Here is a 21298-nt window from a genome sequence, read left to right on the forward strand (position 1 = left end):
AAGTGCTCCAAATGAAGCACTTTTTCATGAAACTGTTTATTTTTGATTTACTCGTTTTGATAGCTCTTCTGCCGATTCTTTGCGCTCAGAATAGCGATCTATCAAATATTCTTTTTGCCCACGCGTTAATAATGTGAACTTATACAGTTCCTCCATCACATCAACAATTCGATCATAATAAGAAGAAGGTTTCATACTGCCATCTTCCTCAAACTCCAAAAATGCTTTTGCGACAGATGACTGATTTGGGATGGTAATCATACGCATCCAACGACCTAAAATACGCATTTGATTGACTGCATTAAAAGATTGCGAACCACCACTGACTTGCATGACTGCTAGGGTTTTACCCTGAGTTGCACGGATTGCTCCAGCTGCTAAAGGAATCCAGTCAATTTGAGCTTTTAAAATTGAACTCATCGCACCATGACGTTCAGGCGAACACCACACCATGCCTTCTGCCCAAGCTAATAGTGTATGTAATTCTTGGACTTTAGGATGATCTGTTCCTGCATCCTCAGGCAAAGGTAAACCTTTAGGATGAAAGATTTTGACTTCAGCACCTAAATATTCAAGGATTCGGCCAGCAGTCAGCACAGCAAAACGACTATAAGAGCGTTCACGATTAGAACCATATAGCAATAAAATCCGAGGAGGATGCTCAAGCTGCTGTGCTTGCACTTGCTCAAATGTAGGCTTATCTAGAAGATTTAATGCTACATTTGATAAATCATTATTAGGACTGTTCATGTGAGAAATACTTTTTCTTGAGCCAAAGAGAAACGGTAACGAGTGAAATTAAAACGGGAACTTCAACCAACGGCCCAATCACTGTGGTAAAAGCGACAGGTGATGCTAAACCAAATGTTGCGATAGCAACCGCTAATGCCAACTCAAAATTGTTGCCAGCAGCGGTAAATGAAATAGCAGTGGTACGTGGATAGTTATTCCCCATCCGTTTACTCATAAAGAAGCTAATGAAGAACATTACGACAAAGTAAATTGTAAGTGGAATCGCAATACCTAATACATCTAAAGGTAAGCTCACTACATCCCCACCTTTTAGACTAAACATCGCCACAATAGTAAAAAGTAAAGCAATTAAACTAATCGGGCTGATCTTTGGTAAAAATTTACTTTGATACCACTCCAACCCTTTCGACTTGACTAAAATCAAACGCGTCAAGAATCCCATTAAAAATGGAATACCTAAGTACACCAAAACCGCGTGTGTAATCGTCCAGAAATTCACATCAATGACTTGTCCTGCCACACCAAAATACGGCGGCAAAAAGGTCAAGAATAGCCAAGCATACGTACTGAAAAATAAGATTTGGAAAATACTGTTAAAGGCAACTAACGCTGCAACATATTGGTTATCACCACAAGCCAAGCCATTCCAGACTAATACCATGGCAATACAACGTGCTAAGCCTATCAAAATAAGGCCCGTCATATACTCTGGATAGTGATGTAAGAAAATAATCGCAAGGATAAACATTAAAACTGGAGCAATAATCCAATTCTGTACCAACGATAAAGTTAAGGTTTTCTTATCTTTAAATACCTCTGGTAACGCAGCATAATCAACCTTAGCTAAAGGTGGATACATCATCAAAATTAAGCCGATTGCGATCGGGATATTAACGTTATCTACACTTAATTCATTCAAAGACACAGATGCCTGAGGAAAGAAAACTCCAATCGCTAAACCTAAAGCCATTGCAATGAAAATCCATAGCGTCAGGTTTCGATCTAAAAATGAAAGCCCTTGTCTGGTCATGTTCTACTCGAAGAAAGAATTGATTAATTTTGTTCAATACATAAATGATTGATACACCTATGCTAGAAATCCGAATTTTTAAGATAGAAATCTAGGAAGATTAATCGCAGCACGTTGTAGTGATGAAAGGCTGATATTGTTGTTTTACTCTTGTCTCACTCTCATCATTTTCTATCACCTTTAAAATATCTAAAGCCCATACAGGTAAATCAGGATTTAAGCTGTAATAGACCCACTGACCTTTTCTTTCATCAAGTAATACGCCATGAGTTCTTAATAAGGCCAAGTGACGAGAAATTTTCGGTTGGCTCAATTCAAGCTGCTCTGTTAGCTCACAAACACAAATATTTTGTTTATTTAGAACTAATTTAAGAATATTTAACCGAGTTTGGTCAGATAGACATTTAAAGAAATCGACTTGGTTGATCATATCTTCAACAGAATATATTCGTTATTGCAAATATACGGATATCCATATATAAATGCAATATCTTAATTTGACAATAAATTTACCATGACTGAGCTAGTGAAGATTTACCATAACCCTGCTTGCGGAACCTCACGCAATACATTGGCGCTTATTCGTCATGCAGGACTTGAGCCTATTGTTATTGAATATTTGCAAACACCACCAAGTAAAGATGAATTGATTCAACTCATTAAGGATTCAGGCTTAACTGTACGTGAATCAATTCGTAAAAATGTTGATCCCTACAAAGATTTAGAGTTAGAACAAAACCATTGGACAGACAAGCAATTAATTGATTTTATGGTGGAGTATCCAATTTTAATTAATCGCCCATTTGTGGTTACAGCAAAAGGCACGCGACTTTGCCGCCCTTCTGAAGTGGTGCTCGACATTTTAGATTCAAAAAACTTAGGCTATTTTGCAAAAGAAGATGGCGAAGTGATTATTGACGAACAAGGCCGTCGTATAAAGTAATTGAAAATACTTATTAATATAAAAAGCTAAATGGCATAGCACCATTTAGCTTTTTGAATGAAACAGGTTAAAAATAGGACTTAATAAAAGGAAGCAGTTGCTCTCCTATCACCATGCCCAATAAACCGACTAATGCAACAAGAGGTGGAGCAGGTGACTTAACATTTAAAACATAATATAAGACACCAACAAGTAACCCTACAGCCAAAGATAACAAGTACATTTTCATCGTACATACCTTAGAGAATCAAGCCATTTAATCAGCAGGTTCCCATACTGTTTTATTTAAAATGCGAAACACGAGCACCCTAGTGCGCCCCAGAAAGATTTTTTGTCCTTATCATTTACAGGAACATCAAGCATCCAAGCGTGGCTGTGTCCATGCATGCCACAGCTGCTAGCACATTCACACAATGCACTTTGTGACTGTAATGATTGATTCGAGGGCGCATTACGATTTTCAGATAAACGCCACTGACCACCAAAGCGTTTTACTGGCGACCATGTTGGTGAAGCTGGCGGTAACGGCGGATCATCTTGCTTAAACTCTGCACCTGCATATACCACTTTTCCACCTAAAACAGTGAGTACAGACTCAATCCACTGGATATCTTCTGCTTCAACTTTGAAGTAGTCATCAGACAACACGACCAAGTCAGCAAGTTCCCCTGCTGTGAGTGAACCTTTGACATCTTTTTCACCTGAGAACCAAGCCGAACCTTTAGTCCAGAGTTTGAGTGCAGTCTGACGGTCTAATAGATTTTTTTCATCATAGAGTGGCAAACCACCGACTGTTTTACCCGTACTTAGCCAGTATAAACATACCCAAGGGTTATAGGATGCAACTCGAGTCGCATCTGTCCCCGCACCCACAGGAACACCAAGCTCTAACATTTTCTTAACTGGTGGCGTTGCCTGAGCAGCCTCGGCACCATAGCGTTTTACGAAAATCTCACCTTGATATGCCATACGGTGTTGAATGGCGATACCACCACCCAACGCACCAATACGTTCGATATTACGCTCAGATACAGTTTCTGCATGGTCAATAATAAATCGAGTTGCAAATGGCTGTTTTGAATTGACGCGCTCAAATACATTGAGCAGACGATTAATACTTTCATCATAGGTTGCATGAATACGGAATGGCCATTTCTTTTCAGCCAAGTGCTCTACAATGGCTTCGAGTTCACCTTCCATTTTTTCCGGTAAATCTGGACGTGGTTCATAGAAATCTTCGAAGTCACCCGCTGACCAAGTCAGGTTCTCTCCTGCTCCATTCATTCTAAATAACTCATCACCATCACCCGGAAATGTCATTTCTGTCCAACGGCGATAGTCATCAAGCTCTTGGCCTGCCTTCTGAGCAAATAGATTATAAGCAATTCGCACTGTCATTTGATTTTGATCGTGTAATTGCTTAATCACATCATAATCTTCAGGGTAGTTTTGACCACCACCACCTGCATCAATTGCCGAAGTAATGCCTAATCGATTTAGTTCGCGCATGAAATGACGAGTTGAATTGACTTGATCTTCAACTGGCAATTTTGGTGCTTTCCCTAAGGTTGAATACAAAATCATAGCGGATGGAGTTGCGAGCAACAGACCTGTTGGCTCACCCTTTGCATCTCGTACAATTTTGCCTCCGGGTGGATCTGGCGTGTCTTTATTAAAGCCTAATACATCAAGCGCTGCCCGGTTCAACAAAGCACTGGCATATAAATGTAAAACAAAGACAGGAGTATCTGGCGCAGCTTTATTAATTTCTTCTAAAGTTGGTAACCGCTTTTCAGCAAACTGGAACTCAGTCCAACCGCCTACTACACGGACCCATTGTGGAGCAGGCGTATTATCTGCTTGCTCTTTAAGTAAGCGTAGTGCATCAGCAACGGATGGTACTCCTTCCCAGCGCAGTTCCATATTGTAATTTAGGCCACCACGAATAATATGCAGATGACTGTCATTTAGACCCGGTATAACGCGACGGCCATTTAAGTCTACGACTTTGCTTGTTGGTGTTGCGAGCTTCATAATCTCATCATTTGTACCCGTACGTACGACTTTACCGTCTGCAATCGCAATTGCTTGTACTTCGGGATTCTGAGGATCTAGTGTTGTGATTTTACCGTTTATGAGTATGAGGTTTATTTCGGTCATTCTGAACTCCATTCTTGTGAATTATCGTTCTAAAAAATAAAGGCATATCTGTATTAATATCACTTAAATATTGAATACTAGACATGCCTTTACCTAAATCAGTACTGTTTTATTTTGCAGGAACTGGTGCAAGTACTTCGTGTTTTGATGTTGTACGTTCAGGCGCCTTATGTACCATCGTATAAGCATAATCAACGCCCATACCATAAGCACCAGAATGCTCGCGTACAATTGCCATAACTGCATCATACGTATCACGATGTGCCCAATCACGTTGCCATTCGAGTAAGACTTGTTGCCAAGTTACTGGAACAACACCTGCTTGAATCATACGTTGCATGGCATAGTCATGTGCTTCTTTTGATGTACCACCAGAAGCATCTGCAACCATATAAATTTCATAATCGCCTTCAAGCATGGCACCAAAAGCAAAAGTGTTATTGCACACTTCAGTCCATAAGCCTGAAACAATCACTTTTTTACGATTATTTTTTGCAAGAGAATCACGTACTTTTTGATCATCCCATGAGTTCATAGAAGTACGTTCTAGTAATGGAGCATCTGGAAATACATCTAAAAGTTCTGGATAGGTATGACCAGAGAAGCTTTCAGTTTCAACCGTAGTAATGGTGACAGGAATATTGAATGTTTTAGCTGCTTTGGCTAACCCTACAGTATTATTCTTTAATACTTGGCGATCTATTGACTGTACCCCAAAAGCCATTTGTGGCTGATGATCAATAAAAATAACCTGACAATTCGTTGGTGATAATTGTTCTAAAAGTGATTTATTCATGAATAACTCCGTTATTACTGATAAGTTTTGTGTTTAAGTAAAAAATCTAATGTTTATTATCAAAACAGATAAAAATGTAAAAAAATAGACAGTAAATCAGCTCGAATCTGTATGCTGTACGAATACAATAAAATCAATGATTGCTTTTTAATTTTTATAGTTTAATCATTGATATATATTTTTTTAACTTTTGCTTATCCATGGATCGATTAGACTGTATTTCCACTTTTGTAAGTGTCGTAGAGCATGGGAATTTTAGTAGCGCAGCCAGAGCACTCGACATCTCTCGTGACTTAGTAGCCAAACGTGTTTGCTACCTCGAAAATGACCTGAAAACCACACTGTTAACCAGAACAACAAGACAGATGAATCTCACCTCTTGTGGGGAAAAATTTTATCAACATAGTAAAGTCATTTTAAGTGAGTTTGAATGGGCTGCTTATGAAATTAGTTACAATCAGCAGTACCCTGAAGGCGAACTTAAGCTCAATACCCCCATGTCTTTTAGCAATATTTTTCTTCAACATATCATTTCAGACTTTATAGAGAAATATCCCAGTATCAAAATTGATTTATTCATGACTGATCAGCTATTAGATACGAATAATAATAAATTTGATTTAACCATTCGTGTAGATGGTTCACCTCCAAATTTGGCAAATAGTAAAATATTAAATACCTATCAACGATATTTATATGCAACACCAGAGTATTTTAATCAGCATGGCCTTCCAACCTCTTTAGAAGAACTTAAAGAACATAAATTTCTGATTTACTATCAAGATAGCCGACATAAAAAATTGATTTTCCAAAAAGATCAAAAAGAAGTGTCCTTTAATTGCTTCCCTGTGATGACCTGTAATAATGGGGAATTATTATTAGATATGTGCTTGAAAGATCACGGTATCGTTTTTCTTCCAGAGTTTATTGCAGAGCCTTATTACAAAGAAGGCAAATTACAGAAATGTTTGGAGGACTATACCAGTCAGCCGCTTCACTTATATGTCACATGGCCAAACCGTAAGATTTTATCGAAGAAGGTCAAACTATTTATTGATTTTCTAACGCGTCAAATCGTTCCTATAAAATAACCAATCTGGGCCTTTTCCATAGGAATTGGCCCGTTATTTTTTAGTTATTTTAAATAGTTTCAATTTTTTTATTTTTAAATAAATTTAATAAATTTTGATCTGCTGTTGCTGTGTGGTCTTCTTCAACAAATGTCGTCGCGTAGTGTTCTAAATGCTCTTCCATCAATTGAGTTGCTCGCTTTTCATCGCCTTGCTCAATGGCATTTAAAATTGCACGATGTTCATCTGCCGAACAATTATTATGTTTGGGAATTTCATATAATCCAATTAATAACGAAGTCCTTGCAATAAGCGTCTGTAAATAACTGGTCATAATTGTATTTTGATTTGCTTCAATCAGCTTTAAATGAAATTGCCCTGATAGCTTAATCCACTCGGCCCAATTGCCAGCTAAACGCTCATGAGACTCTTGATCGACTAAGCCTCGAAGCTCACTAAAATCTAAGCTATGTGACTTTTGAGCGAGCTTTTTTACAGTAGCGATTTCAAGCATGCTGCGTGCTTCAAAGACCTCTTTTGTTTCATGAGCACTATGTTTTGCGATGAGTGCCCCACGATTGGGCTGAATTTCGATGACCTTATCATGTGCAAGTTTGACAAAAACACGTCTTAACACTCCTCGCGTTACACCGAATGCTTCACACAAAGGTGCTTCAACTAAACGTGCGCCAGGGGCAAGTTGTCGATTTAAAATAGCATCTACAATAGCGTTATATATATGGTCATCAATTTCATCATTGCTCATTTCTACGGCTTTTTTTGGTGCATTCGATGGCATTGATTTTTCCATTTTTTATTGATGCTCCCTCTTTTTAAAACTTTATCTAATGACAATAGTGTAAGTTTAACTTAAGCGTTTTGGAATATTGCTCTCATTCCCCAAATACTTATGTTGAGCTAAACAATTCAATATTAGACCTCTAAATATCCACTTATACAGCTAAATTTACTTACTTTTTATAAAAAATTAAGCACTTTTCATTTTATAAATTTATCTCTTCATATCCAAAATCCATACCAGTTTAGATAACTCATAAGCGCTACTTCTGAAATTTGGCATAACTTTTGCTCAATTAAGATTGTGCACAATTTAAATATCACATTGTACACAATTTTAATTCCATTCTTTTAGACAGAAAAACAATACTGCTGAAAGTGCCTCCATCTTAAGGAAGTGAGTGTTCAAGATGAATAATACCAAAGCAATAATTAAACCTTCTTATGATGCAAAACTGACAAATCAAGACTTGGCTCCTTTAAAAAAGCAAACATGGGGCGCTTATAATATTTTTGCTTTCTGGATGTCTGATGTTCATAGTGTCGGCGGTTATGTCATGGCTGGGAGCCTTTTTGCACTTGGGCTCAATAGCTGGCAGGTACTTTTATCTTTACTCATCGGCATTGCCATAGTTCAGTTTTTTACAAACCTGATTGCCAAGTCTAGCCAACAAACTGGTACGCCCTATCCTGTTATTTGCCGCGCAACCTTCGGTGTGCTTGGTGCAAATATTCCTGCTGTTATTCGTGGTCTTATTGCTGTCGCATGGTATGGCATTCAAACCTATTTGGCCTCAAGTGCTTTCTTATTGGTCATTTTAAAGTTCTTTCCAGAATGGTCGGTCTATGCCGATATTTCAAATTATGGCTTTCTTGGACTTTCCTATTTAGGATGGGTTGGCTTTATGCTGCTTTGGCTACTTCAAGCGATTCTTTTTTGGTCTGGCATGGACAGTATTCGTAAGTTTATTGACTGGGCAGGTCCGGCTGTCTACGTTGTAATGTTTGTGATGGCAGTATGGCTCATCTGGAAAGCTGGCTGGCAGAATATTGATTTAAACTTGAGCGGTGTTCAATACGACGGTTTTGCGGTTGTACCAGTCATGATTGGTGCTATTGCGCTTGTTGTTTCATATTTTTCTGGACCAATGCTGAACTTTGGTGACTTTTCTCGTTATGGCAAAAGTTTTAATGCCATTAAAATGGGTAACTTTCTTGGACTACCGATTAATTTCTTAGGCTTTTCTTTACTTACTGTGGTGTGTATTGCGGCAACGCTTCCAGTCTACGGCAAGCTCATTACAGACCCTGTCGAGATGGTTGGAAAACTTGATAGTACCTTTGTGGTGATTTTAGGCAGCTTGACGTTAATGATTGCCACCATTGGAATTAATATTGTCGCTAACTTTGTTTCACCTGCCTTTGATTTTTCCAACGTTTCACCGAGCAAAATTAGCTGGCGCATGGGTGGAATGATTGCAGCAGTTGGTTCGATTTTCATTACCCCATGGAATTTATTTAATAATCCTCAAGTAATCCACTACACCATTGATATTTTAGGTGCATTTATCGGCCCACTTTTTGGCGTATTGCTAGCTGATTTTTACCTCGTTAAAAAACAAAAAATCGTAGTAGATGATTTATATACCTTAGATACCAAAGGTTTGTATTGGTACAAAAATGGTTATAACCACTCTGCCTTTTATGCCTTAATTCCAGCTTCATTAATTCCTATTCTCTGCGTACTTTTACCACAACTATCGGGGCTAGCTAATTTCACATGGTTTATTGGGATGGGATTCGGTTTTGTCATTTACCGATTTCTTAACCAACCGCTTGCCCATGCTAAATCGGCAATGACGAAGGCAAAAGTACAATGAAAATTAAAATTATTAATCCCAATACCACCCAAAGCATGACAGACAAAATTGCTGCATCAGCAAAGATAGTTGCAAGTTCTGGTACTCAAATTATTGCAGTGAGTCCTCAAATGGGCCCTGCAACGATTGAAAGTTATTATGATGAAGCATTAAGTGCAGTAGGTGTACTAGAGGAAATTCGCCAAGGTGAATTTCTAGGTGTAAATGCTTATGTTATTGCCTGTTTTGGCGACCCTGCGCTTTATGCTGCCCGTGAAATGACTTCAGCACCTGTGATTGGGATTGCCGAAGCAGCTATGCGAACTGCAAGTTATGTTAGTACTGGATTTAGTGTAGTTACAACCTTACAACGTACAGTGAATATGAGCTGGCATCTCGCTCATCGCTATGGCGTTACGCCATTTTGCAAAAATGTTCGAGCTTGTGACATTGCAGTTGAAGAGTTGGAGCTTCCTGACTCAGATGCTTATCGAACCATACGAGATGAGTGCAAAAAAGCACTAGTAGAAGATAAAAGCGATACGATTGTTTTGGGCTGTGCAGGTATGAGTGATTTGTGTCTAAAACTACAAAAAGAGTTGGGAGTGATTGTTATTGACGGCGTTGCAGCAGCAGTTAAACAAGTTGAAATGTTAGTCCAGTTAAATTTAAAAACCAGCAAAGTTGGTGATTGGGCCTCACCTCCCGTAAAGAGTTATACAGGCATATTGTCAGGATTTGGAGCACATTAGAAATAAATTACTGTTTCAATTCCAACTCAAAATGCTGCGTTGGAATTGAAACGGCTGAAAACCAAAGAATTAAACTTCGGCTAACTCTGGCTGTTGTTCATTTTTATAAAATGGCACATCACCGTTAATAGTTGCACGGTGCATGATGCGATGAGCATCGCCATAATCAAATAATGCTTTATGTTGTGTGCAACGGTTATCCCAAATCGCGATATCACCATCTTGCCACTTCCAACGCAAATGAAATTGCTCTTGGGTCGCATGTTCAAACAAGAAATCAAGTAATTGCTCACTTTCTTGTTCAGGTAACTCATTAATGCGAGTAGTAAAGCCTTCACTTACGAACAACAAAGGCTCACCTGTAACCGGATGGGTACGCACCACTGGGTGAACCACTGGTGGATTACGCTTAAATGTTTGCAAAAGCTTTTCACGCTCTTCTTCATTATGGGCAAAACGCTCAAGCGGAAAAGACTTACGAATATCGTGTGTTGCAGTTAAGCCACGTAGTTTTTGCTGTAACTCAAGCGGAAGCCCTTTAAAAGCTGCTGTGTTGCTCGACCATAATGTATCTCCGCCTACAGGTGGAATTTTAATGGCTTGCAACACACAACCTAAAGGTGGGGTTTTACTAAAGGTCACATCTGTGTGCCAAAGTTCATTGTCACGCAAGTCTTGTTTCCAACTGTCGAGTACCATCACTTCAGGTACATCTTCAATTGAAGGATAAATCGGGTGCACGTGTAAGGTGCCAAAACTGCGTGCCAAGTCTGCTTGTGCTTGCGGCGCTAATTGTTGCTTTCGAAAAAAAATGACCTGATGATCAAGCAAAGCCTGCTGGATTTGTTGCGTTGTCTGTTCATTTAACGCATTCAAATCAATATCGTGAATAATTGCGCCAATGGTAGGCTTGATCACTTCAATATTTAAGTTTGCTACTTCTGTATTCATCTTCTTTACTACAACTGCTGACCATACCAAGGAGAAAACTGTTTTTGTAACCAACGTAAAAACAGCTCAAAACTAACTGCGACAATCGCAATCACAATAATGCCCAGAATCACCGTATCGGTAATTAAGAACTGCGCTGCCGATTGCACCATAAAACCAATACCACGGTCCGCTGCAACCAATTCTGCTGCAACTAATGTTGACCAGCCCACCCCGAGACCAATACGAATACCGGTAATAATATGAGGCAAAGCCGTTGGTAAAATGACATGCCAAAAGACTTGTGACTGACTCGCACCCAACGACAATGCCGCACGCTCACGATTAAGCTGATGGCTTAAAACACCATGCGCACTACTAATAATGACAGGCGCCAAAATCGAGAAGAAAATCAAAAGTACTTTTGTGGTTTCGCCAATACCGAACCAAATAACAAGTAACGGCAAATACGCTAACGGCGGAATTGGACGTAATAATTCAACCAAAGGATCTAGAACAGCACGAACCCATTTGTTCAGCCCCATCCACAAACCCAGCGGAACACCAATCACCACGGCAGCAATCAAAGCCAAAAACACACGCGAGATACTAGCGGCCAAGTGTTGCCACAAAGTAGCCTTCATAAAGCCTTCTTGGCTGACCGATATAAATTTTTGCCAGACTGCCTGTGGGCTCGGTAAAAACAGTTCAGGTACGATATGCAAAGCAGTAATGAGAAACCAGAGTGCGACCACACTTCCCACACTAATTATGCTAACTGCCAAAGTGCGATGCTTCTCAAAAAATGACGATAGAAATGAAGCATTTTCTGTTTGCACATCTGGCTTAAGTTTTAGCTCTGCTTTGTCATATTCATAGACGTTATCTTTAGTGTTCATGTGGTTAACGCCTCCTTACCGCTTTGCTTTTGCGCCCTTAAACTTTCAAACAGCTGTTCTCTGAGCTGAATAAATTGAGGGTCCGATTTAATTGAGCGAATAGACTCGCCTTGACGATATCGATTAGCAAAATCGAGATGTAGAGTTTCTACAATTTTGCCTGGATGCGCTGTCATCAGAACTAACTGATTGCTGAGCAATAATGCTTCTTCAATGTCATGAGTAATTAAAAAGAAGCTTTTATTTTGTTGAATCCATAAATCGAGCACTAACTGCTGCATGTTTTCACGTGTAAAAGCATCTAATGCGGCAAAAGGTTCATCTAATAAAATAAACGGTGCATGACTAATCAAAGCTCTGGCAATACCAACACGTTGTTTCATACCACCGGAAAGTTCCCAAATATTGGCTTTTTCAACGTGGCTTAAACCTACAATTTTTAAAATTGCACTCACTTGTGCTTCGATATCTGCGCGCTTTAAACCTTTTAACTGCAAAGCGAAGCCAACATTATCTGCAACATTCAACCAAGGAAGGAGTGCATGATCCTGAAACACGACAGCGCGGGTTACATCTGGTCCATTTACCACTTCATGATTTACAAGCACATCACCTGAACTCGGCTTTTGAAACCCCGCCAAAATATTAAGCAAAGTTGTTTTGCCACAACCTGACTCGCCCAAAATGACGGTTAAAGAACCTTCTTCAATGGTTAAGTTAATGTCTTGTAAAACTGGCTTTTGCTGTTTAGGAAAAGTCAGATGAATATGTTTGGCTTCTAGTACACTCATGACAACTCCTTAAGGCTGCAAAAATGAAGAATTCACGTTGCCTTTATAATCGGCTTTAAGTTGATCGACCTTGCCCTGACCTTTTAAGAATTTCGCTGTGTCAAAAATATTTTGCGCAAATTCACCATCTAACGTTTGTTTTTGCTGAGCGTGGTCTAGGTAAATATTTCCACTTAATAAAAGCGGGATATCTTTTGGATCAGAACCTGTGAGCTGTGCAATTTTTTGCACGTTATCGGCATCTTTAACGTAAGCGGCTGGATCTTGATTATATTTTTCAAGCTGCTCAAGCGTGGTTTGGACAAAAGCTTTTAAGAAGTCAGGATTTTTCTCTGCAAAATCTTTACGTACAACCCATAAGTCATAAGTTGGAGCACCCCATTCACCCACTTGTTTTGAGTCGGTTAAAACCGTACCAGATGCTTTAGCTTTACTTAAAGCAGGTTCCCACACATAGGCAGCATCAATATCACCACGTTCCCAAGCAGCTGAAATTTCAGGTGGACGCAAGTTAATAATTTTTACTTTGTCTTCAGGAATGTTCCAATGTTTAAGCGCAGACAAAAGGCTGTAATGCGTAGTTGAAACAAACGGTACAGCAATGGTTTTGCCAATTAAATCTTGAGGAGTTTTAATGCCTGATTTATTACTTACTACTAGCGCTTCAGACGCACCAAGTTTTGATGTAATTAAGAAGACTTCAATCGGTAAATCACGGCTTGCCGCAGCAGCAAGTGGACTTGAACCAATATTGCCAAGTACAACATCGCCTGAAGCAAGTGCGTTTACAACATCTGAACCCGCATCAAATTTTTTCCATTGAATATTACGTTGGCTATGTTTTTCATATTCCCCATTGGCCTGTGCAACTTTGCTTGGGTCCACCCCTGTTTGATAGGCGATCACGACAGGTTTACTGTCGCGAACTGAAGCACTTGTATTATTGTCTTTTTTATTTTGCCATACGATAAATGCAACAATTGCTACAACCACAATTGCCGTGATAATCAACGGTTTGGTCTTTGTGCTCATAATTTCATGATCTTTCAATAATATAAGCTCATGGTATGCAGCTGGCTTTATAATGAAAAATAAAAAAATATGAGTTGCTTATCTATTTTTGATAAATAACTTTTTCATATAAGTTTTTATCTTTTGGTAAAAAGAAAATTTTAAGTAATCTTATAGAATAGATACAAAATTAAAATACTTATATATCAATAATTAAAAACGTTATTCCCAAATCATATGATTGGAAAAGCCTGACATAAGCTCTCTAGTATTTTATCCTACTCACCTTTAATCATTTTTTCTTTTGGTCTATCGCATTAGACGTTTTACGTCTAATCAATTTTCGCCATTTTTTATAAAGATCAGATTTTATTATCTTTTTATCTTAAAACCTCTGCAAATATTGAGATTTAGACAAATCTTTTTCTGGTTTATACATGACGCAAGTTTAATTTTTTATTTTTAAGAGGAGAAAATATATTTTGTTTAAACATCCCCAAAATTTTAAAAAAATATTCATCGCTACGACTTTGACTACCTTTAGTCTTTCAAGCCATGCAGCGCTTACCTTTGGTAATGCTGAAGAAGGTGAACTTAAAGTAAGTGGTACTGTTCGGGCTAAATATGTTTATGATTTTGACTCTGAACCCTCTACCAGTAAATTTTCTTTTAATGACGCGGTATTATGGCTGGACTACAACTCCCCGAAATGGATTGGCCGCTTAGATTATCGGGTTTATGAATATTACGGGCGTTTAGGCGATGCCAATTGGCTGACCGATGCATGGTTGGGTTATAAAATTAATGACAATAGTAAAATTATTGCTGGCTTAAACCCCGTTCCTTTTGGCTTGGGTCGCTTTTGGGGAAATACTTATTATTTAGGCATTGCCAACAGTGCGGGTTGGGAAGATGTACACAACCTTGGCGTGAAATATGATTTCAATGATGGAATCAATGAGGCACAACTTGCCTTTTATCCTACCGATGGTGGCACCTATAGAGGTAAAAGCAAAGACTCGAGTCGATTTAGTATCAACCCTGTCAATGCAGATGACTCTGTACCAGAAGGCACCAATACCAAAGAAAAGAACTCCATTGTTGTTCGTGGTACTCATACCTTTAAAAATGTCTTAGGCCAAGAAAATTTCTCTACCCAACTGGGTGCTTCTGCATGGTATTCCACCATTGAAAACAAACGCTCAGGACAAGATGGGAATCGCCAAGTCTATTCGGTTTTTAGCAACACCAATTATAACCAATGGAATTTACAGCTTTTGGCTGGTTATCAAGACATTGATAATGCCGACAATCAATATAAAGACCACCTGACTTTGGGCGGTTTCGATTATTCATTTAACTCGGCAACCAAAGGTCAGATTTATTCAGCCGAACTGAGCTATTTATTTCCTCAGCAGTTTGGCCCTATTACATCTGTTCGCCCATACCTAAACTATAGTTCTTATCGAAAAGAGCAAGATGGCTTTAAAGACTCCACCCGTTTTATTCCGGGTATTGCGTTTAATTATCAAAAATTGACGGTACAAGCCGAGTTGCTGATGGGTAAACATGACCCATATTTAGGCGATAGCGAAGGCCTTGCGGCTGGTGGAAGCAATGATAAATGGAACAAAAAAGCGTTTGTGATTTTTGCTTATTACTTCTAACTCCAAGAACAAAGGTCAACAGATGTTGGCCTTTGTTTTCATTTAGATATCTATTTTTACTCTAGTCGATTACAGGTGAATTATTGAGAGGAAGTTCTGTTTTATCTTCATCGATAACATCGACATCTTGGGCGGTAGGCTCAAACTTAATCAGTAGTCCAATCACAATTAAAGGAATAAACGCAAAGATAGAAATAATCAGGTAAACATCAGTTTTATATCCCGCCATCCAGATTGGTAAAACAAACAAAGCAATTGCTTGAGCAACGCCCGTTACTGCACGGTTAAAGCCCACACCAACACCACGAATCGAAGCTGGATAAGCCATGGTTGGATAAACCATCATTTGTGCCCCAGGCCCAAAGCCTTCAGCAAAAAGCCATAAACCGAGCATGCCAATTGCGGTATAGAGTAAAAAGCTATTACCGGGTTCACCAATTAATGCCAGCGCAATGAGTGCTATAAACTGGAGTAAAAAGCCTGTGAGCAACACATGACGAGATTTAAATCTGCTAGCAACAAATACGCCTAACAACCCGCCCGTAAATGCAAATAGTAAATTGAGTCCGAGCGTTGTAGTAATCGTCGTCAAGACATCAGTATGAAAGAAACGCGTTAAAATAGAAGGTAGAAAGAAAGCAATGGTGGTGTACTGAAATGCCACCGAAATGTGAATCACAATTGCCACAATCGTTCTTGGCAAATAGGTTTTATTAAATAAAACTGCAAAACCCTCGCGCTTTTTCTTTTCAGCAGTTCTTTCTACTTTTTCAACTGTAGCGACTGCATTAATTGCATAAGACTCTTGTAGAACTTTAGCCGCACCTTTTAAATCGCCTTGGTTTGCCAGCCAGATTGGTGATTCAGTTAAATATTTACCGCGAATAAAAATAATGAGTAACGCTGGCACTGCTCCAAAAATTAAAGATGCTCGCCATAACCAGTTGCTATGCTCAGGGGGTAAAAGGAAATAAAGCGCCAGAACTAGACCAAAACAGACCGAAGAAGCGGCATACCACATTGGGCAACATGCGGCTAAACGTGCTGCTTTGTTGCTACTACCGTTAAATTTGGAAAACTCAGATAAGTATGACATTGCCACAGGCAAATCAATACCGACACTAATTCCCATGATAAATCTGGCTAAAATCAAAACCCAAACATTTGGTGCAAAGCCTGCGACAATTGCCGCAATGACAAAGAGCACCATGTCCGCCATAAAGACCCGATAACGGCCAATTTTATCTGTCAGCCAACCACCAATCAGGTTACCAACAATGGTTCCGCAGACAATTGCTGAAGCCACCACCCCAGTCATCACAGGGCTTAAAGAAAACTCTGAGATAACTTGCTCAATACCAAAGGATAGCGTTGTTAAATCATAGGCATCAATAAACACCCCAATCAATGCCAACCAAATAACTTTATTCGATTTACCCTTCCCTGCAAATTTGGAAATTAATTGTGAAACATCATCGGGAGATTTAATTTCATAACGATGGTTATGATCGAGTTCTTGTGTGCTCACTTAATAATTCCTGAATTTTAATAACAGGAACAAAATAATGATTATTCACATAATACAAAAACAAATTAATCTGATTTTTTAATCTAAATTATAGAATTATCTTTTCTTTATTAACTCAGCAGTAAAACCGATATAAAAATACAAAATAAAAGCTGGTATTTAACCAGCTATTTATTTAATGGTTTTGCAAAATATTAACTCGCCTCAGCAAGTTTTAATTCCTTTAGATTACGATATTTAGCGCCGCGGTGATTTTCAGGTAAATATGGCCCAGCACCAAATAACTTTTCTCTTAATGTTCCTTGTGTATATGAGGTTTGATATACCCCTCGTTTTTGCAACTCTGGAACAATAAATTCGACCACATCGGCAAAGGTTTGATGAGCTAAAATGTAGGCCAAGTTAAAACCATCGACATCGGTATCTTCAACCCATTGTTGTAGAGCATCTGAAACGGTTTCTGCCGAACCTACAAGAACAGGTCCATTACCACCTAAACTGTTCCAGTTTGCAATTTCTTCAATGGTCCAGACTCGTTCCGGATCTGCATTTACATAAGAGTCTAATAAAGATTGAATCGCGTTGGTTTGAATATATTCAACTTTGTCCGTTGGCTGGTATTGAGAAAAATCCACACCCGACCAGCCAGATAGCAATGTTAAAGCGCCATCATAGCTTCCATAGCTTTGATATTCTTTAAACTTAGCATGTGCTTTTGCATCGGTTTCATCAGTGACAATCGATAGAAGTGCATAAATTTTAACTGAGTGCGGATCGCGGCCTTCCTGAGCCAATTTCTGGCGAATGCCCTGCACCACTTTTTTTGTAGCAATTTTAGACGGCGCTGCGATGAATACACACTCGGCATTTTGACTGGCAAACTTCTGCCCGCGTGAAGATGCGCCTGCTTGATAGAGTACTGGCGTTCGCTGTGGTGATGGTTCACAAATATGGATGCCCGGTACAGTAAAGTATTTACCTTCGTGCTGAATTGGATGCACTTTTTTATGGTCAGCAAAGATACCGCTTTCACGGTCACGAAGTACCGAACCTTCTTCCCAAGAGCCTTCCCAAAGTTTGTAAAGGACTTCTAAGTATTCATCAGCAATATCATAACGATTGTCATGATTCACCTGAGTTTTTAGGCCCAAGTTTTTCGAACCACTTTCCAAATAAGACGTCACGATATTCCATCCAACTCGCCCTTTGGTTAAATGGTCTAGCGTGCTAATACGTCTAGCAAAAGGATAAGGATGTTCAAAGGAAATAGAGGTCGTGACACCAAAACCCAAGTGCTTTGTGACTGCTGCCATCGCTGGCACAATCTGTAGCGGATCATTGACTGGAACTTGTACTGCACCTGTTAAGGCATGTTCAGCACTTTGATGATAAACGTCATAAATACCAAGCACATCTGCAATAAAAATACCGTCAAAAAAACCACGCTCAAGAATTTTTGCTAAATCTGTCCAATATTCTAAATCTTTATATTCAACAGATCGATCTTGAGGATGTCGCCATAATCCAGGAGATTGATGGGCAATACAATTCATTTCAAAAGCATTAAAACTAATTTTCTTAGTCATAAAATATCAACCAGCATTTTATTTAATTTTTATACTAAAGCAATTTTTATATTTTCTTTATAATATAAACCCCAAACAAAATATGATTTTATTCTAATAGATTTTTATAATTTAATTTAAAAAAATCAAAATAATATTAAGCCGCTAAAAATAGCAGCTTAATATCTAAAACTATAATTTATTGTTTAGCAACATTCCCTATTCGCCATTGATACGGTGGTAATGTGCCGTTTACACTAAAATCACCGATAATACGATTTTTAAATACTCTCGGGTTATGTGAAGATAAAGTTCGTACATTACGCCAGTATCGATCTAGGCCTAAATCTTTGTCTGTTGCGAAAGCACCTAAAGCGTCAAATAAAATCGTAGAAGCATTTAAAATCAAATCGGTAATAACCGTTTGAGACTGTGCACTTTCAAGCTCGGCAAGCGCATTTTGCTCTTCTTCAAGCTGCTCATTATTTTGAAATGCAGCTAAGTAAGCACGTTGTAAGCTTTGTGCGACTTTTTCCACAATCGCCCCTGCACTGTAAGCCGCGCCACGGATTTGACCTACTACTTGTAAAATTTGCGGATCTTGCTTTACAAATTGAGCATTTGCATGCGTGTAGTTTCGGGTCCGTTTAGCAACAGCTTGAGAAACATCATAGCTTGCAGCACGCCCTAGACCTGTAATGATTGCCAGTTGGACCAGTTGATAATAAGCCGCCGAATATTTAAAACGGTCATCGTCAGGTAAAATTTCAGCTTCATCGACCAATACGTCATGGAAATATGCCGTACCACTTGCAGTAAGCTGCTGTCCAAAGCCATTCCAGTCATCGACAATTTCGACACCTTCATCTTCACGGCGAACAACAACCGAGCCAGATTCACCCTTTAAATCTGTTACACCAACATCAACCCAATCTGCATACAGACTGCCTGTGGTGTAATATTTTTTACCCTTAACGCGAATTTTTCCGTCACTGTCTCGATACAAATGTGTTTCAAACTGATCGATTGACTCTTTCCCGCCTTCAGACCATGCACTACCCACTGTTTCGCCATTGGCAATTCGGCTTAGCCAACGCTGTTGAAACGCTTTATCTTTACTTACCAAGACATCTTCTGTAAAACCAAAATGCACACGCAAAGCTTGCGGTAAGTTTGAATCCGCTTCTGCAAGTTCAATGAGCAATGCAAATAGTTCAGGAATGGTTGCATCAAAGCCACCATGAGCTTTGGGAAGTCTTAGCCGTGTAAAACCAATATCTTTGAGCCACTGAAGTTGTTCATAAGGCAAAATATGCTGTTGCTCGCGGATTAAAGCCCCTTCTTTAATAAGGGCAAAAGTCGGTCTGAAATTTTTTGCCAACTCATCATAACGCTCAGTTGGTCCTTCACCCCACACCCGAGAAATAATTGAGGCCTGACTAAGTGCTGCGTGTGTTAAGGAACCGAGATGATGCTCAAAATTTAAATTTGTCATGTAAGTAAAACCAATATTGCTTTGCTTTTACCATAAAATATTTATTTCACATGAAAACGATTATTTTTTTATAACAGTATTCAATCTTGATATAACACCAATCAAAAGCCTGACCGCTCTAAGCGATCTCTTTCTTGGTAAGACTATGCTGACTTTGCAATAAGGTTTGCATATATTCTGAATAGACAGATAACTTTTCAAAAATATGTTCTGAATAAAACATGTCATCAATTAAGTGCGTCATTTGACTAGCAGTAAAGGTATCGCATAACCCGACCAGTGCTGCATTCATTTGCGCAAAATGAGCACATAACTGTACATATGCTTCATCTTTATTTTTAAATAATAATTTACGCATATCTAGCTGATCTAAGCCTTTTAGACTTTCATCTTTTACGACTTTGACCCAATGAATTTTTATTTTTAAGAACTGTTCAAGTTGTTTTAAAGCTTCTAAATCAAGCTCCAAATGGGTGATCAAAAAAACTGTAGAGATATCACTTCGACACAATGCTTTGATTAATTTTAAATAAATAAAGTCAGCTTCTCCCATCTCTATTAATTCTAAATCTAGATATATTTTTAGGCTTTCTAAAACTTCATCTATCTTAAATACGACCTTCTTGTCAGCTTGATAGTATTTATTAAAAATAGTAAGCACAGGTGGTGTTGCAGGTGTTGTATAAATAGCAGCTTTGTTTAGGTTCGCAAAAATAAATGGTGAGAATAGATAAGCCAAACTGCTTTGCTGTGGCTCAATATGCGACTGAATTAAATAAACCGTTTGAGTTTTAGAAAAGTCTCTGAGTACTTTCGCTCTAAGTAAAGTTGCTTCAAGGTTCACATAAGCCTGTTCTAACTGATCTATTACCAAGGTAGAAATAGACTGATTTTTAATAATTTTATGTAGAACATTGAGTTGAGAAGTAATAAACATTTTTTAACATCCAAGCTATTTTAGAAGCGCTACACTTACACTCAGGTCTTTAAGAAACACGCAGCAACCGGACCCTACACAAAACAACAATGGAAATAGAAAAGAAGAACATAATCATGTGCTTAAAAAAATCTAAAGCAGCGTTCACATTGAGTCTTGAAGGTTGGTTTAGGTCGACGGTAAATCCTGTTCATTTTTATTGTGAACTTTAGAGGACTGAATATATAGCTACAGATGAGCGAAAAAAAACTATAGCACCCCCTCGAAACAGCACTGAACTGTTATAGTTTTATAAAAAATTTCTGTATCTACAT

General features: G+C 38.7%; 20 protein-coding genes. 5 read left to right on the forward strand and 15 right to left on the reverse strand.

Annotation, left to right across the window (positions count from 1 at the left end):
• Positions 1-36: 36 nt before the first annotated feature.
• The 3 genes from arsH to NE363_RS10855 form a co-directional block, all read right to left on the reverse strand.
• The gene (gene arsH / locus NE363_RS10845; protein WP_445535017.1) at positions 37-750 is read right to left on the reverse strand and encodes an arsenical resistance protein ArsH; all 714 of its coding nucleotides are present in this window, start codon (positions 748-750) and stop codon (positions 37-39) included.
• Positions 737-1783 carry an ACR3 family arsenite efflux transporter gene (gene arsB / locus NE363_RS10850; protein WP_445535018.1) on the reverse strand — a complete coding sequence of 349 codons (1047 nt, stop codon included), beginning with the start codon at positions 1781-1783 and terminating at the stop codon, positions 737-739. Before arsB ends, arsH begins: the two co-directional genes overlap by 14 nt.
• Positions 1784-1883: 100 nt before the next feature.
• The gene (locus NE363_RS10855; RefSeq protein ID WP_019458909.1) at positions 1884-2213 is read right to left on the reverse strand and encodes an ArsR/SmtB family transcription factor; all 330 of its coding nucleotides are present in this window, start codon (positions 2211-2213) and stop codon (positions 1884-1886) included.
• Between the two features lie 84 nt (positions 2214-2297).
• Here NE363_RS10855 and arsC point away from each other — a divergent pair, with 84 nt between their 5' ends.
• The gene (gene arsC, locus NE363_RS10860; protein ID WP_445535019.1) at positions 2298-2726 is read left to right on the forward strand and encodes an arsenate reductase (glutaredoxin); all 429 of its coding nucleotides are present in this window, start codon (positions 2298-2300) and stop codon (positions 2724-2726) included.
• Between the two features lie 67 nt (positions 2727-2793).
• On the opposite strand, the gene NE363_RS10865 is transcribed toward arsC, so the two are convergent.
• The 3 genes from NE363_RS10865 to NE363_RS10875 form a co-directional block, all read right to left on the reverse strand.
• Positions 2794-2955 carry a DUF1427 family protein gene (locus NE363_RS10865; protein WP_000784879.1) on the reverse strand — a complete coding sequence of 54 codons (162 nt, stop codon included), beginning with the start codon at positions 2953-2955 and terminating at the stop codon, positions 2794-2796.
• A gap of 56 nt (positions 2956-3011) precedes the next feature.
• Complete coding sequence (locus tag NE363_RS10870) at positions 3012-4886, reverse strand: amidohydrolase (RefSeq protein WP_445535020.1); 1875 nt, start codon at positions 4884-4886, stop codon at positions 3012-3014.
• Between the two features lie 109 nt (positions 4887-4995).
• Entirely contained in the window at positions 4996-5682 is a 687-nt protein-coding gene (locus NE363_RS10875) for a hydrolase (RefSeq protein ID WP_001043290.1), read from the reverse strand.
• A 200-nt stretch (positions 5683-5882) separates the two neighbouring features.
• On the opposite strand from NE363_RS10875, the gene NE363_RS10880 reads away from it, so the two are divergent.
• Positions 5883-6773: a LysR family transcriptional regulator gene (locus tag NE363_RS10880; RefSeq protein WP_004792929.1), complete on the forward strand. Its 891-nt coding sequence runs from the start codon at positions 5883-5885 to the stop codon at positions 6771-6773.
• 49 nt (positions 6774-6822) lie between these two features.
• On the opposite strand, the gene NE363_RS10885 is transcribed toward NE363_RS10880, so the two are convergent.
• On the reverse strand, positions 6823-7563 hold the full coding sequence (locus NE363_RS10885; protein WP_086497178.1) for a GntR family transcriptional regulator: 741 nt from the start codon (positions 7561-7563) through the stop codon (positions 6823-6825).
• A 397-nt stretch (positions 7564-7960) separates the two neighbouring features.
• Here NE363_RS10885 and NE363_RS10890 point away from each other — a divergent pair, with 397 nt between their 5' ends.
• Both NE363_RS10890 and NE363_RS10895 read left to right on the forward strand, forming a co-directional pair.
• Complete coding sequence (locus NE363_RS10890) at positions 7961-9430, forward strand: NCS1 family nucleobase:cation symporter-1 (protein WP_445535021.1); 1470 nt, start codon at positions 7961-7963, stop codon at positions 9428-9430.
• Positions 9427-10161, forward strand: a complete 735-nt coding sequence (locus NE363_RS10895) for an aspartate/glutamate racemase family protein (protein WP_445535022.1) — start codon at positions 9427-9429, stop codon at positions 10159-10161. The genes NE363_RS10890 and NE363_RS10895 overlap by 4 nt, the downstream gene beginning before the upstream one ends.
• A gap of 69 nt (positions 10162-10230) precedes the next feature.
• Here the strand turns inward: NE363_RS10895 and tauD are convergent, their stop codons facing one another.
• The 4 genes from tauD to tauA are packed head-to-tail and all read right to left on the reverse strand — an operon-like array spanning position 10231 to position 13831.
• Positions 10231-11112, reverse strand: coding sequence for a taurine dioxygenase (gene tauD / locus NE363_RS10900; protein ID WP_400198993.1), 882 nt, complete (start codon positions 11110-11112; stop codon positions 10231-10233).
• An 8-nt stretch (positions 11113-11120) separates the two neighbouring features.
• Complete coding sequence (tauC, locus tag NE363_RS10905) at positions 11121-11990, reverse strand: taurine ABC transporter permease TauC (RefSeq protein ID WP_151792968.1); 870 nt, start codon at positions 11988-11990, stop codon at positions 11121-11123.
• On the reverse strand, positions 11987-12781 hold the full coding sequence (locus NE363_RS10910) for a taurine ABC transporter ATP-binding protein (protein ID WP_151745133.1): 795 nt from the start codon (positions 12779-12781) through the stop codon (positions 11987-11989). Before NE363_RS10910 ends, tauC begins: the two co-directional genes overlap by 4 nt.
• 9 nt (positions 12782-12790) lie before the next feature.
• Positions 12791-13831: a taurine ABC transporter substrate-binding protein gene (tauA, locus tag NE363_RS10915; protein WP_445535023.1), complete on the reverse strand. Its 1041-nt coding sequence runs from the start codon at positions 13829-13831 to the stop codon at positions 12791-12793.
• A 443-nt stretch (positions 13832-14274) separates the two neighbouring features.
• Here tauA and NE363_RS10920 point away from each other — a divergent pair, with 443 nt between their 5' ends.
• Positions 14275-15459, forward strand: coding sequence for a hypothetical protein (locus NE363_RS10920; RefSeq protein ID WP_445535024.1), 1185 nt, complete (start codon positions 14275-14277; stop codon positions 15457-15459).
• A 61-nt stretch (positions 15460-15520) separates the two neighbouring features.
• On the opposite strand, the gene NE363_RS10925 is transcribed toward NE363_RS10920, so the two are convergent.
• The 4 genes from NE363_RS10925 to NE363_RS10940 form a co-directional block, all read right to left on the reverse strand.
• A complete protein-coding gene (locus NE363_RS10925; RefSeq protein ID WP_445535025.1) occupies positions 15521-16987 on the reverse strand; it encodes an MFS transporter in 1467 nt (488 codons plus the stop codon).
• A gap of 194 nt (positions 16988-17181) precedes the next feature.
• On the reverse strand, positions 17182-18573 hold the full coding sequence (locus NE363_RS10930) for an LLM class flavin-dependent oxidoreductase (RefSeq protein WP_445535026.1): 1392 nt from the start codon (positions 18571-18573) through the stop codon (positions 17182-17184).
• A gap of 178 nt (positions 18574-18751) precedes the next feature.
• Positions 18752-20047 (reverse strand): acyl-CoA dehydrogenase family protein, encoded by a 1296-nt coding sequence (locus NE363_RS10935; RefSeq protein WP_445535027.1) that lies wholly within the window; start codon positions 20045-20047, stop codon positions 18752-18754.
• Between the two features lie 118 nt (positions 20048-20165).
• Positions 20166-20984, reverse strand: coding sequence for a hypothetical protein (locus NE363_RS10940; protein ID WP_445535028.1), 819 nt, complete (start codon positions 20982-20984; stop codon positions 20166-20168).
• Positions 20985-21298 lie beyond the last annotated feature (314 nt).

The organism is Acinetobacter sp. G18 (genome assembly GCF_052660225.1).

Bases quoted from the DNA above. Each gene is read 5' to 3' on its own strand.
- NE363_RS10865 (WP_000784879.1), bottom strand. From the start codon at position 2,955: ATGAAAATGTACTTGTTATCTTTGGCTGTAGGGTTACTTGTTGGTGTC.
- NE363_RS10910 (WP_151745133.1), bottom strand. From the start codon at position 12,781: ATGAGTGTACTAGAAGCCAAACATATTCATCTGACTTTTCCTAAACAG.
- NE363_RS10895 (WP_445535022.1), top strand. From the start codon at position 9,427: ATGAAAATTAAAATTATTAATCCCAATACCACCCAAAGCATGACAGAC.
- NE363_RS10940 (WP_445535028.1), bottom strand. From the start codon at position 20,984: ATGTTTATTACTTCTCAACTCAATGTTCTACATAAAATTATTAAAAAT.
- NE363_RS10935 (WP_445535027.1), bottom strand. From the start codon at position 20,047: ATGACAAATTTAAATTTTGAGCATCATCTCGGTTCCTTAACACACGCA.
- NE363_RS10890 (WP_445535021.1), top strand. From the start codon at position 7,961: ATGAATAATACCAAAGCAATAATTAAACCTTCTTATGATGCAAAACTG.
- tauC (WP_151792968.1), bottom strand. From the start codon at position 11,990: ATGAACACTAAAGATAACGTCTATGAATATGACAAAGCAGAGCTAAAA.
- NE363_RS10875 (WP_001043290.1), bottom strand. From the start codon at position 5,682: ATGAATAAATCACTTTTAGAACAATTATCACCAACGAATTGTCAGGTT.
- NE363_RS10870 (WP_445535020.1), bottom strand. From the start codon at position 4,886: ATGACCGAAATAAACCTCATACTCATAAACGGTAAAATCACAACACTA.
- NE363_RS10930 (WP_445535026.1), bottom strand. From the start codon at position 18,573: ATGACTAAGAAAATTAGTTTTAATGCTTTTGAAATGAATTGTATTGCC.
- arsH (WP_445535017.1), bottom strand. From the start codon at position 750: ATGAACAGTCCTAATAATGATTTATCAAATGTAGCATTAAATCTTCTA.
- tauD (WP_400198993.1), bottom strand. From the start codon at position 11,112: ATGAATACAGAAGTAGCAAACTTAAATATTGAAGTGATCAAGCCTACC.
- NE363_RS10885 (WP_086497178.1), bottom strand. From the start codon at position 7,563: ATGGAAAAATCAATGCCATCGAATGCACCAAAAAAAGCCGTAGAAATG.
- NE363_RS10855 (WP_019458909.1), bottom strand. From the start codon at position 2,213: ATGATCAACCAAGTCGATTTCTTTAAATGTCTATCTGACCAAACTCGG.
- arsC (WP_445535019.1), top strand. From the start codon at position 2,298: ATGACTGAGCTAGTGAAGATTTACCATAACCCTGCTTGCGGAACCTCA.
- arsB (WP_445535018.1), bottom strand. From the start codon at position 1,783: ATGACCAGACAAGGGCTTTCATTTTTAGATCGAAACCTGACGCTATGG.
- NE363_RS10880 (WP_004792929.1), top strand. From the start codon at position 5,883: ATGGATCGATTAGACTGTATTTCCACTTTTGTAAGTGTCGTAGAGCAT.